The following is a 12,761-nucleotide window of genomic DNA, read 5'->3' on the forward strand; positions in this document are numbered from 1 at the left end:
GGCAACCGGCGTCCGGCTCCCGTCGCCGGGCTAGACGTTGGTATGGATGCTCGAAGGCGTGGTATTGAGCGCCCGTGCGGCGGCCGCCGACAAGGCGGCGTCGGTCTCGTGGTTCAGGGCATAGAGACGGAATTGGATCAGACGCGTAGGGAGCAGGTCGAGGAACTCTTCCAGCGGCTCTGTCGAAATCGAGTTCGTTCCCGGGTCGTAGACGAATAGCGGCGTGACGCGCGTGTCCTTCGGGTCAGGCCGTGGATCGAGCGGCGCCATATCGACGTTGAAGCGAAGCGAGTGCAGGTCTTGTGGTAATTCTTTTTGAATCTGCTTGTGGAAATGCATGGCATCGGGAAAATCCATTCCCCGTGCCCGGCCCTTTTCTTTCAGCACGGTGTTGTACGCCATCTTCCATTTCACGTCGCGGCTCAGAATTCGGGCCCACTCCTCGCCGAGCGCCCGTCGCTGGGGATGGCGCGACCCCTTCCAGCTCCGCACTTCTTCGAGCAACGACCAATCCGTCAGCGTGAGATAGCGATCCATCTGCTTCAGTGGATTGCCGGGGAAGATCAGCGGCATCGTGTCGCCGAAAATCTCGCGCAAGTGAATGTCAATGGCGCGCGTCGTGCGGTGGTAATAGACGTTCGAGTACAGGTACATCCGCGTGTTCAGAAACATGTGCAGCGCCGGGAGCCCGTTCTTGTGAATCGTGAAGCCCTTGTTGGTGATCAACGTGTAGTGAATCAACCGAGTCAAGTCGACTGGGCCTACGGCCACGCCGCACATGTAGGAGTCGCGGAGGACGTAATCCAAGTTGTCCCCGGTGTAGCTGCCGGAAATGACGGGCTGCAGCACGTTGAGCCAGAATGGCAACCGGGAGTTGTCCTTGCCCTTGTCTTTGAGAATCAAATGGGCGATCTGAACCGGATCGAGTTCCTCACCTTTTCGGAATGGTCCCGACGGGCTGCGTCGGATTTTGCGAATGATGGGTCCGAGATGATCGCGGATGATGACCTGCCCGAGCTTCTCATGGGTGAGGTGATAGGTCGCCAGAAAATTATCATCGAAAAAATGGCAGAAGGGGCCGTGCCCGATGTCGTGCAGTAAAGCGGTAATGCGCAAGAGTTCTTCGACGTAGTGGAGGGATGGCACGTCGCGGCAGACGCTTTCCAAGAATGGGTAGAGATGCCGGGCAAACCGACCGGCGACGTGCATCGTGCCGAGTGAGTGTACGAAGCGGCTATGTTCGGCCGACGGATAGACCCATCGCGCGCTTTGCAGTTGATAGATGTACCGCAGCCGCTGCATCCACGGCGAATCGATGAGATCCTTTTCGGTGCACTCGTGCCGATCGGGCGTCGAGTACGGGACCGTGAAGGAAATGTATTCGTGAATCGGATCGGCGATCAACGCCGAGCCGTCATAGATGGTATGCGGAGCGGGCGCGCGCAGCTTCATCGGGCGGCTGGCTGTGACGGGTTCATCTTAACGCAGCGTTGTCAGGTCGGCAACTGCTCGATGGCCGAGGGGTGACGTGCGCGATACCGCGAGATGAACCAGTACGCGACGGGATAGCTCAGGAGCGCGGCGACGACGCTCAATACCAACCCGCCCACCACGAAGGGCAGCAGATAGGGAAGGATTTGGCGGTAGAGGGCATTGAGGCTCAAATCATCCCAGGCAAACGGTGGCACGGAGGGGAGACCGAGGACTTGGAAACCCACCCAGACGGTGGCACCGAGGATCGGCACGAGCGTCCACGGGTTGTTCAACAGTGCGCCGGCCATCAACGCTAAGAAATTGAGGCGAAAGGCCCACGTACAGAACAGCACCATCACGGTATGGAGGCCGTACGTCGGTGAAAAGGCGATGAAGACGCCGGTCGCGAAGGCCAACGCGGTGCGATGCGGCGATTCATGGAGATGCAGGATCTGCGTGAGGTGCGAGCGCACACGATCTAGTGACAACACGGCGTCTCTCGTCGGGGTGAACGCTTCTGAAAATGTTCATAGCTTAGCAGTGGAAGTGGCCGCCGCTTCCCATTCGCTTCCTTCAGCATGATCCCCGCGCTCTTCGGTTGGATACGACCGATGGGGGTCAGCGGGCAACGGAGTCGCCGGCCGAGACGTTGGGCCAGCGCGGCCTTGGTGGGTGGCACCGCCAGTAGCAATTCATAGTCTTCGCCGCCCTCAAGCGCAACGTCCGCTGCCTCCTGTTTCGTAACCGCGGCGTAGGCTCTCAAGGCCTCCGAAAGCGGGAGCGCGGTCTTGTCGATCTCGGCCCCGACCCCGCTCTCTCCGCACAGATGGCGGAGATCGCCTGACAATCCGTCGGAGATGTCGATCGCCGCACTGGCGAGCCGTCGCGCGCTCAGCAGTTGCGCGATCTCGAGCCGCGGTGTCGGTTCGAGATGGCGGGAGATGAGATGACTGGCGTCGTTGCCCGGCACGCGATGACGAACGTCATGCGGACCTTTGCGGAGCAGATCCAAGCCCGCGCGCGAATCGCCAAGCGTACCCGTGACGTAGATGGCATCGCCGGGCTGCGCGCCGGTTCGCATGAGTGCCAGGCCGCGTGGAACGCTTCCCATGACTGTCAGACTCACGAACACGCCGTGGTGCGAGGCCGACGTGTCGCCGCCGATGAGTTGCACGCCATATGGTCGCGAGGCCCGCCACAGGCCGCGGTAGAGTTGATGAATCTCCTCGGCTCGCTGACCCACGGGGACGGCGATCGACACGAGCAGATAGTCGGCTCGGCCGCCCATCGCGGCGATGTCGCTCAAGTTCGCGACAGCCGCTTTGACTCCCACTTGCTCCCAGGTCGCCGTCGCGCGATCGAAGTGCACACCCTCGGCCAGGAGGTCCGTTGTGATGAGGAGGTCGCGTCCGGCGGAGGGACGAATCACCGCCGCATCGTCGCCGATGCCGCGTATCACGAGGCGACCGGTTTCGCCAAAGCGTTTCTGAATCTGCGCAATGAGGGCGAATTCGCGGAGAGGGGCCTGCGCTCGGCGTCGCGCGACACGCGGCATGTCAGGACGGGACGGGAGCCACGGTCACCGAGGGCGCGATCGGCTGCGGACGGGGCGTGCGGCGAGCATGCCCGAGCCCGTTCCCTTCGGGCTGTGGATGGGCACGCCGGGCCTGCTTTCCGCGTCGCGCGGCAGCCGGCATGCGCAGCCCCGCCTTGATCACTTCGTCCATCGTTTCGGCAAAGACCAGCCTGACGCCGCGGATCAGGTGCTTCGGAATCTCATCGAGATCTTTCTGATTCCGCTTCGGGAGAATCACCGTCGAGATCTTCGCGCGTTTGGCTGCGAGAATTTTTTCCTTCAGCCCGCCGATCGGGAGCACGCGTCCGCGCAGCGTCACTTCCCCGGTCATCGCGACGTCCCGGCGGACCGGAATGCTCGAGAGGATTGACGCGATGGCCGTGGCCATCGTGATGCCGGCCGAGGGACCGTCTTTGGGAATCGCGCCAGCCGGAACATGTATATGAATGTCGTACTTGGCGAAGACGTCCGGCTTGATGCCCAGCAGCCGTTCGCGCGACCGCACGTAGCTCAACGCCGCCTGCGCCGATTCTTTCATCACGTCGCCCAAGTGGCCTGTCAACGTGAGGATGCCTTTGCCCTTCATGACGGTCGCTTCGATATAGAGCACGTCCCCGCCGCTTTCCGTCCACGCGAGACCCGTCGCCACGCCCACTTCATCTTTTTCCTGCTCGGCCTCGGGCAGGTATTTGGGCACGCCCAAATATTTGTTGACGTTCGCCGGCGTCACGGTGTGGTCCTTGGTCTTTCCTTCGGCCACCTTCTTGGCGACCTTGCGCATGACGTTGGCGATTTCCCGGTCCAGGTTCCGTACACCGGCCTCCCGGGTGTAATGCGAGATGATCGTCCGTAACCCCGGTTCCGTGATGCGGACGTGCGACTCCGTGATGCCGTGTTCCTTGAGCTGACGCGGGATCAAATACCGCTGCGCAATCCCGACTTTTTCTTCCTCCGTGTAGCCGGGGATCTCGATGATCTCCATCCGGTCACGCAGCGCGCTGTGGATCGGGTCCATCAAGTTCGCCGTGGTCACGAACATCACGTCGCTCAAGTCGAACGGGACGCCGAGATAGTGATCGCTGAAGGCGTGATTCTGCTCGGGGTCGAGGACTTCGAGCAGCGCGGCGGACGGATCGCCGCGGAAGTCCTGCCCGATCTTGTCGACCTCGTCCATCATGAACACGGGATTGTTCGTGCCCGCTTGCTTGAGGCCTTGAATGATCCGGCCGGGCAGGGCGCCGACATACGTCCGGCGATGGCCCCGGATTTCCGCTTCATCGCGGACGCCGCCGAGACTGATGCGCACAAATTCCCGACCGAGTGCGCGCGCGATCGATTTCCCGAGCGATGTCTTGCCGACGCCCGGCGGGCCGACGAAGCAGAGAATCGGCCCCTTCATCTTGTCCTTGAGTTTGCGCACCGCCAGGTATTCGAGAATCCGCTCCTTGACCTTCTCCAAGTCGTAGTGGTCCTCGTCCAGCACCTTGGCCGCGGCCTTGATGTCCAGATTGTCCTTCGACTTCTTGTTCCACGGCAGATCGACCATCCACTCCAAGTACGTGCGCACGGTCGCCGATTCCGCCGTGTCCGGATGCATCTTCTCAAGGCGCTTGAGCTGCTTCTCGCACTCCTTGAGCACCTTGTCGGGCATTTTGGCTTCTTTGATCCGCTTGCGAAACTCGGCGACCTCCTCGCCGCGCTCGTCGAGTTCACCCAGTTCTTTCTGGATGGCCTTGAGCTGCTCGCGCAAGAAGTATTCACGCTGCGTCTTGTCCATCTCGCCCTTCGCCTGGGCTTGAATCTTCTGCTGCATCGAGAGGACGTCGACTTCCTTGGTCAGGATTTCGCTGACCCGCTTCAACCGGACGATCGGGTCCTCGATCTCCAACACGGATTGCGCGACCTCGACCTTGACGCCGAGATTGGAGACGACCATGTCCGCGAGGCGACCCGGGTCTTCGAGATTCTCGATCACGACCATCACGTCCGGCATCAGCACCTTGCCGAGCCCGATGATGCGCTCGAGCTGCTCCTTGACCGTCCGCATCACCGCCTCGGCTTCGAGCGGTGTCCCGGTCGGTTTCGCGTCCTGGATCTTGGCGATCCGCACCGAATAGTACGGCTCTGTCTGGATGTACTCTTGCACGCGCGCTTTGGAAATGCCTTGGACGAGGATCTTGATCCGTTCGTCGGGCAACTTGAGCATGCGCATGATGATGCCGACGGTGCCGACCGTATGGATGTCGTCGGCGGTTGGATTCTCCACGTCCAACGCTTTTTGTGTCGCGAGGAAGATCATGCGATTGCCGGCGAGCGCCGCCTCGATCGCTTTGATCGACATGTCACGGCCGACGAACAACGGGAGCACCATGTACGGAAATACCACGATGTCGCGCACCGGCAGGAGCGGCAACTGCTCCGGCACCTCGGTGTTTTGAATGTCGCGATCGGCTTGTTCGGCTGCCATGGTTAGGGCTGATCCGCCATTGACGTCATCAGGTACACGGGAGCCGGCTGCATCACGCGATGAAGCCGTGGCTCACCGACTCGCCTCTAACAAGGATCCGTTGCGTCGGCGCAACTGTCGGAGGTATTGGGCGAACGGCGGGCCTAGCGTGGGATTCTTCAGCGCAAATTCGACGGTGGCTTTCAAGAAGCCCAGTTTCTCACCGGCATCGTGGCGCTGGCCTTCGATTTCCACCGCAAACATGGGGCGCCGCTTGGCCAGGACCCGGAGCGCATCAGTCAGCTGGATTTCGCCGTTCTTACCGGGCGAGATGCGGCGAAGAATCGGGAAGATATCGGGCGTGAGCACGTAGCGGCCGATCACGGCGTACAACGACGGCGCCTGTTCCGGCGCGGGTTTCTCGACGAGGTCATCCACCCGGTGGAGGCCGCCGTTCATCCGGTGGTGCGCGATGATGCCGTAGCGGCTCACCTCCTGGCGCGGCACCTTCTTGACGCCCAAGACCGAGCCATGGCGGGTATCGTAGATTTGGATGAGCTGCGCCAGGCCGGGCACGGGGGCATCGATCACTTCATCGCCCAGGATGACCGCAAACGGCTCGTCCCCGACCAAATGTTGTGCGCACAGGACGGCGTGCCCCAGGCCTCTCGCTTCAGGCTGCCGAACGTAGCAAAAGTTCGCCAACTCCGAGATGCGCCGCACCTCCTTGAGAAGGCCGTCCTTCTTGTTCCCCTTGAGGTTTTCTTCAAGCTCGAATGACCGGTCGAAATGGTCTTCGATCGCACGCTTTCCGCGTCCGGTGACGATAATGATGTCTTCGATGCCCGAGTTGACCGCCTCTTCGACCGCATACTGGATCAATGGCTTGTCGACGAGCGGCAGCATCTCCTTCGGGGAGGCTTTCGTAACGGGCAGGAAGCGGGTCCCAAGGCCGGCAGCAGGGATCACGGCTTTGCGAACCGGCGGAACCGACATGAGCGGATACTATGAGATGAGTCGACGGAAAGTCAAGAAACCGAAAAGCCCGTAAGGCGCTGTGGCGTGTGAACAACGCCCGTCGAATGTGCTTTACATTGGTCGGAACGATCTCTATAATTCCTGAGCTTTTTCAAAATCTTTTATGGTAAGGGTCATCGGAGCCTCCGCGCCGCCCGATCAGCGGTCTCGAGTAGAGCAAGCCCAGGCGTCTCCAGCTGTCCGTTTGGGACAGCTCACGGCAATCCGTCTCGATCTTCATCGCCATGGCCTCGGTGCCGATCTGAACACCGGTCAGTCCACCTCTTCCCGAAATGGTCCGCAGGTACACTCAGAAAGGCTGCGGTGACCGATCGCCTCGGGACTTGGCTGACTGTTCTCGTCGTCATTATCGTCGGTCTTCTTCCCCCCGGTCTTTTTCTCGAAAGCATCGGAGCGGAAGAGGGGCCGGCCAAGGTGGCTTCGATCGAATTCCGTGGCAACAAGCGGATTGAAGAGCCGGCCATCAGAGGCCGGCTGACATTGAAGGTCGGCGATCCCTACACGGCCGAAGCGATTCGAGCGCAGATTCGTCTGATCTATGAGATGGGGTTTTTCGAGGACGTGCAGATCGAGACCGATCGAACCGCCGCCGGCATCGTGGTCACGTTCCTGTTGACGGAAAAGCCCTTCATCACCGACGTCGTCTTTGACGGCAACGAGAACTTCACCGATGATAAGTTGAAAGAAAAAATTACCATCCGCAGTCAATCCTTTTTGGATCAGCAGCAGGTCAAGGAAAGCGCCGAGAAGATCCGGCTCGCCTATCAGGAAGACGGCTATTATAAGGCGGAGGTGATCCCGATCATTCAGGCCATCGAAGAGGACCGCAAGCGCTTGACGTTTTTCATCAAAGAAGGCGATCGCGCGAGGGTCAAGAAAGTCGTCTTCGAGGGGGCGACGGCGATGACCAAAAAGGAGGCTTTCGCCGTCATGGCGACCCGCGAATGGGTGTCTTTCTGGGATACGCTGAAGGGCAAGGGGTTGCCGTCGGTCTTCACGGATGCCGGGATTTTAAAGCGCGAGGAGCTGGCGAACGACGTCGAGCGAATCCGCGAAGTGTACATGAACAAGGGGTACTTGAACGTCCAGATCGGCTTGCCGACGATCGAACTGACCGAGGACAAGAAGTGGTTTATCGTGACATTCGTCATCGTCGAAGGCGATCAGTACACGTTCGGGGACATCGGATTTCGCGGCAACACGGTCTTCGAGGACGAGGAGCTCCGAGCCGGGATGGGCTTCAAAACCGGCGACACGTTTCAACGCGCAAAGATTCGTGACGAGATCACCCGGCTGACCGATTTGTACGGCGCCAAAGGGTATGCCTTCACCGAGGTCAACCCGACGGTCAATCCCGATGCGAAGACGAAAACGGCCGGCGTGATCTTCCACATCAAGGAAGGCGACCTCATCCGCGTCCGTGAGATTCACATCACCGGGAACGACAAGACGCGCGACAACGTGATTCGTCGTGAGCTGCGCGTCAACGAGCAAGAAGTCATCGACACGACCGCGATGAAGCGCAGCTTCCAACGCCTCAATAACCTGAACTTCTTTGAAACGGTCGAAATCCTCCCCAAACAGGTCGAACCCGACAAGGTCGATCTCGATGTCAAGGTGAAGGAAAAATCCACCGGCGCCTTCAGCGTGGGCGGCGGCTTCAGCACACTGGATCGATTCGTCGCGATTGCCGACATCACGGAAGGCAACGTATTCGGCACCGGGAATCTCGTTCGCGTCCGCGGGCAGTTGGGCCAACGTCGATCATTGGGGTTGGTCACGTTCCGGAACCCGTACCTGCAGGACTCGCTGACGTCGATGCAGGTCGACGTCTATCGCACGCTCACCAACTATTTGACGTATCGGGAAGATAAGTCCGGCGCGAGCGTGACATTCGGCCGCTGGTTCTCGGAATACGTCTCGGGCAGCTTCAGCCCGACGTTCGAGCATTTCAAGTACAGCGATCCGCTGCCGACGGCTCCGGCGTTCATCCTGCAGCAGATCGGCTCCTTTACGACGACCGGCTTTCGAAGTTCCTTGGCCCGTGATACGCGCGATTATTTTCTCGATCCCCGGCGCGGCATGCGGAACGCGATCAACTTCGACTTCGGGACCCCGGCGCTGGGCGGCAATACCAATTTCTATAAGGTGACGGTCGACACCATCAAATACACGCCGTTGTTCTGGGACACCCGCTGGTCGATCCGCGGCCGGTTCGGCACGGTTGAAGGCCTCGCGAATAAACCGATTCCGCTGACCGAACGCTACTTCGTCGGTGGTATCAACACCATGCGCGGCTTCCAATTCGGCCGTGCGGGCCCCGTCACCCCCGATCACTCGCTCCTGGGCGCGAACCGCGAGATCATCATCAACAACGATTTCATTTTTCCGATCTCCAAGGAAGCCAAACTCAACGGCGTGATCTTCTTTGACTACGGCAAAGGGTTCGGCGAAGGGGAAAGCTTGAGCTTCAATCTCCGAAAAGCGGCCGGCGTCGAGGTGCGGTGGATCTCGCCGTTCGGGCCCTTGCGGGTTGCTTATGGGTTCAACCTCGATCCGAATCCCGGCGAGCGCAAGGGCGTGTTTGAATTCTCGGTCGGCTCGTTGTTCTAACGTGCCGTCTGTCATGGAGTATGATGCCTAGTTGGAAACCAGCGATGAGCACGACGAGAATCACGGCGGAAACGTGGAGGGTTGTTGCCGTCGCGGCCGGGCTCATCCTGAGCGGCTGTCACTTGGCGCCTGCGACGTCTCCCGCTTCCCCATCAGCATCGGCCACATCGCGCGATGTGGCACCCCGCTCTTCCGTGAAGCTCGGCGTGGTCGACCTCCCAAAAATCCTGCTCGAGACCGAAGCCGGGAAAAAAGCCAGGGAATCGCTCAATACCTTCATGAAGAACCGGCAGGCGGTGATCGAATTGGAAGAAAAAGAACTGAAGCGCATGGAGGAAGACCTGATCAAACAGGCGAGCGTCCTCAGCCCGAATGGCCGCAAGGATCGGGAGGATTTGCTTCGACGCCGAGTGGTGGAATTCCAGCAGCGAGCCAACGAAATGAATCGCGAGGTTCAGGAAAAGCAAAAGGAGATCCTGGAAGGATTCCGCGATCGCACCGAACGAATCGTTTCGAAGGTCGCGCAGGAAATGGGGCTTTTGATGGTGATGGAAAAGGGCAAGGGCGGCCCGACGATCTACAGCGACGCGTCTCTCGACATTACCGGTCGCGTGATCGAAGATTTGAACAAAGAAGCGCCCTAGCGCGGAGGGATCAGTATGCGGGTGAGGTTGTCGGGTCGCGCGAGGCGACGTCACGATCAAGTGTTAGGCATGGCCGTCTCGGTCGCCGCCATCGTGATGGGGCTGACGGCCGATGTCGCGCCGGCGGCCGAGTCGTACAAGGTCGGCGTCGTGGACCAGCAGGCGGTACTGGAGCGCTCGAAGGCGGGCAAGCGGGCGTTGGAAGGGCTGAAGGAGTTCAGTGCGGCACGGCAGCGAATCGTGTCGGCCGACGACGAGGAACTCAAGAAGCTCGAAGCGGAGCTGAAGAGCCAGGACAGCGCGCTGACCGAGGCACAGAAACACGATAAGCAAGAGCAGTTCCGGGTCAAGTTCGAGGGCTATCAGCGTCGGCTCCAAGATTTCAACCGAGAGATCCAGGCCAAGCAGAAAGAGTTGGCAGAGGAGTATCAGAAAAAGATCGATCAGGCGGCCGCAGCCGTTGCCGAGAAGGCGGGGTATGCGGCAGTCCTGGACAAGGGCAATGATGCCACGATCCGGATCGTCATCTATGCAAACGAGTCGATCGACATCACGGATCAGGTCTTGAAAGAATTCGACCGTCAAAACAAATAGGAAGGGCAGAGACGTATGCCGAAGTTCGACATCAACGAGATCCGGGCGACCCTTCCGCATCGGTACCCGTTTTTGCTGGTCGATCGCATCGAAGAGATGGAGGTGAGTCAGCGGATCGTCGGCATCAAGAACGTGACCGCCAACGAGCCGTTCTTCCAGGGACATTTTCCTGAGCGTCCGATCATGCCGGGGGTCCTGCTGTTGGAAGCGATGGCGCAAGTGGGCGGGGTCCTCGCGTTCAAGTCCACGCCGGGCGACGGAAGGCCGGTCGTGTACCTGACCGGCGTGGAGAAGGCCAAATTCCGAAAGCCGGTTGTGCCGGGCGATCAACTCCGGTTTGAGGTGACGGTCATCAAGCAGCGGATGCCCTTTTGGAAAATGCAAGCGAATGCGTACGTGGACGGTGAGGTGGTCTGCGAGGCGGAGATGACCGCCATGGTGACGCTCGATGGGAAGCAATAACACGGACAGTCAATCGTTCCTCGTCACCCGGCGAGCCATCACCGGCTCCCGCGCCGGGGGCCGACGAACGATGCGCCTTGTACGATCAGCCGTGTATGAATAACGGCCACTACCAAATCCGGAGGACAGCGTGCAGATACATCCCACCGCAGTCGTGCATCCGAAGGCCGAGTTGGGGGCCGACGTGACGATCGGGGCCTTTTCAACGGTCGGGGAGCACGTCAAGATCGGGCGCGGAACGGCGATCATGTCCCACGTGAACGTCGACGGCTGGACCGAGATCGGCGAGCGATGCCAGGTCTATCCGTTTGCCTCGATCGGCACGGCGCCCCAGCACCTCCAGTACAAGGGAGAGCCGACCCGGGTCATCATCGGCCATGACAACATCCTCCGGGAATACGTGACCGTGAATCGCGGGACGGTCTTCGGCGGCGGCGCGACGACGATCGGGCACCACAACTTCTTGATGGCCTATTGCCATGTGGCGCACGATTGTCACCTTGGCAGCCACCTGATCATGGCGAATTCCGCGAGCCTTGCCGGCCATATCACCATAGGCGACCACGCGATCATCGGCGGCCTCAGCGGCATTCATCAATACGTCCGCATCGGCGCCTATTCGATGATCGGCGGTTGCTCGGCGCTGGGCCGCGATGTCCCCCCGTTCACGCGAGCGGCCGGCGGCTATCGCGCAAAGCTGTACGGGCTCAATACGATCGGCCTCAAGCGCCATGGGTTCTCCAATGATCGCATTTCGGCGCTCAAACATGCCTACGATCTCCTGTTCCGCTCCGGGTTGATGATGGCCGAGGCGGTCAAGCAGGCGCGTGATGAGTTCAAGGAATGGCCCGACGTCCAGGAATTGATCACATTCGTCGAGACGACGAAGCGCGGCGTCTGCCGATCGGTGGCCTCTGAGATGGAGGATGAGGAATAGTGTCGCTCTCTCCCGTCGGCACCCCCATCGATCGGCCTGTTGCCGACCGCCGCATTGGGCTCATCGCCGGGAACGGTCGCTTTCCCATCATCTTTGCCGAGAACGCGCGCCGCATGGGCTACAGCGTCTCGGCCGTGGCCCATATCGGCGAGACAGCGCCCGAACTGGCCGATCACGTGGAACGCATCCATTGGATCAAGATCGGGCAGTTCAACAAGCTCATTCATGCCTTGAAAAGCGACGGCGTGGTCGAGGCGGTCATGCTCGGCGGAATTTCCAAGACCCACGTCTTCACCACGGTTCGTCCCGACTTCCGCGCGCTCGCGCTCGCCAGTCGTCTGCGGGTCTGGAAGGACGATATGATCCTCCGGGAAATCGCGGCCGAGTTGGAGCGCGAAGGCATCTCGATCCGAGAGTCCACCTTCGGCTTGACCGGCATCCTCGTCGAAGAGGGGCCGATGACCAAACGGAAGCCGACCGAGAAGGAATGGGAGGACATCCGATTCGGGTGGGAGATGGCGGTGGAAATCGGCCGGTTGGACATCGGACAGTGTGTGGTCGTGAAGGATCGCGTCGTCGTCGCGGTGGAAGCGGTCGAAGGGACCGACGAGACGATTCGGCGGGGCGGGACGCTCGCGCGGGACGGCGCCGTGGTCATCAAGCGAAGCAAGCCGCAGCAAGACTTGCGGTTCGATCTACCGGCCGTCGGGCCGCGGACCATTGAGACGATGGAGTCGGTCGGGGCGGCGGTTCTGGCCGTGGAAGCCGCGCGCACGGTGCTCCTCGATCGCGAAGAGACGATCCGCCGCGCAACCCGTGCGAAAATTGCGATTGTGGGGCTCACTGAAAAGGCTGATCGTCATTCGTGAATCGGTCATCGCGAGGATTCGCAGACACGGGCCTGACGGATTCTTCCAACTGTAACTAGTGTCCTGTCTCTGAAGTGCGCTGACAAAATCGAGCCACGCTGGCCAGGAT

11 protein-coding genes are annotated in these 12,761 nt (G+C 60.4%); 6 read left to right on the forward strand and 5 right to left on the reverse strand.

Annotation, left to right across the window (positions count from 1 at the left end; genetic code table 11):
* Positions 1 to 30: 30 nt before the first annotated feature.
* The 5 genes from AC1U7K_RS01390 to galU form a co-directional block, all read right to left on the reverse strand.
* Complete coding sequence (locus AC1U7K_RS01390) at positions 31 to 1,452, reverse strand: HD domain-containing protein (RefSeq protein ID WP_480249028.1); 1,422 nt, start codon at positions 1,450 to 1,452, stop codon at positions 31 to 33.
* A 41-nt stretch (positions 1,453 to 1,493) separates the two neighbouring features.
* A complete protein-coding gene (locus AC1U7K_RS01395) occupies positions 1,494 to 1,964 on the reverse strand; it encodes a DUF2062 domain-containing protein (RefSeq protein WP_480249029.1) in 471 nt (156 codons plus the stop codon).
* Positions 1,952 to 3,028, reverse strand: a complete 1,077-nt coding sequence (thiL, locus tag AC1U7K_RS01400) for a thiamine-phosphate kinase (protein ID WP_480249030.1) — start codon at positions 3,026 to 3,028, stop codon at positions 1,952 to 1,954. The genes AC1U7K_RS01395 and thiL overlap by 13 nt, the downstream gene beginning before the upstream one ends.
* A 1-nt stretch (position 3,029) precedes the next feature.
* Positions 3,030 to 5,516, reverse strand: coding sequence for an endopeptidase La (gene lon / locus AC1U7K_RS01405; RefSeq protein WP_480249031.1), 2,487 nt, complete (start codon positions 5,514 to 5,516; stop codon positions 3,030 to 3,032).
* Positions 5,517 to 5,588: 72 nt separating this feature from the next.
* The gene (gene galU / locus AC1U7K_RS01410) at positions 5,589 to 6,491 is read right to left on the reverse strand and encodes a UTP--glucose-1-phosphate uridylyltransferase GalU (protein ID WP_480249032.1); all 903 of its coding nucleotides are present in this window, start codon (positions 6,489 to 6,491) and stop codon (positions 5,589 to 5,591) included.
* Positions 6,492 to 6,836: 345 nt separating this feature from the next.
* On the opposite strand from galU, the gene bamA reads away from it, so the two are divergent.
* The 6 genes from bamA (at position 6,837) to AC1U7K_RS01440 (ending at position 12,652) form a co-directional block, all read left to right on the forward strand.
* Positions 6,837 to 9,146 (forward strand): outer membrane protein assembly factor BamA, encoded by a 2,310-nt coding sequence (gene bamA, locus AC1U7K_RS01415; RefSeq protein ID WP_480249033.1) that lies wholly within the window; start codon positions 6,837 to 6,839, stop codon positions 9,144 to 9,146.
* A 44-nt stretch (positions 9,147 to 9,190) separates the two neighbouring features.
* On the forward strand, positions 9,191 to 9,790 hold the full coding sequence (locus AC1U7K_RS01420; RefSeq protein WP_480249034.1) for an OmpH/Skp family outer membrane protein: 600 nt from the start codon (positions 9,191 to 9,193) through the stop codon (positions 9,788 to 9,790).
* 15 nt (positions 9,791 to 9,805) lie between these two features.
* Complete coding sequence (locus AC1U7K_RS01425) at positions 9,806 to 10,384, forward strand: OmpH/Skp family outer membrane protein (RefSeq protein ID WP_480249035.1); 579 nt, start codon at positions 9,806 to 9,808, stop codon at positions 10,382 to 10,384.
* Positions 10,385 to 10,399: 15 nt separating this feature from the next.
* Positions 10,400 to 10,846, forward strand: coding sequence for a 3-hydroxyacyl-ACP dehydratase FabZ (fabZ, locus tag AC1U7K_RS01430; RefSeq protein WP_480249036.1), 447 nt, complete (start codon positions 10,400 to 10,402; stop codon positions 10,844 to 10,846).
* A 130-nt stretch (positions 10,847 to 10,976) separates the two neighbouring features.
* A complete protein-coding gene (lpxA, locus tag AC1U7K_RS01435) occupies positions 10,977 to 11,783 on the forward strand; it encodes an acyl-ACP--UDP-N-acetylglucosamine O-acyltransferase (RefSeq protein WP_480249037.1) in 807 nt (268 codons plus the stop codon).
* Positions 11,783 to 12,652, forward strand: a complete 870-nt coding sequence (locus AC1U7K_RS01440) for an LpxI family protein (protein ID WP_480249038.1) — start codon at positions 11,783 to 11,785, stop codon at positions 12,650 to 12,652. Before lpxA ends, AC1U7K_RS01440 begins: the two co-directional genes overlap by 1 nt.
* Positions 12,653 to 12,761: the final 109 nt, after the last annotated feature.

This window comes from Nitrospira sp. Vd2 (assembly GCF_979581665.1).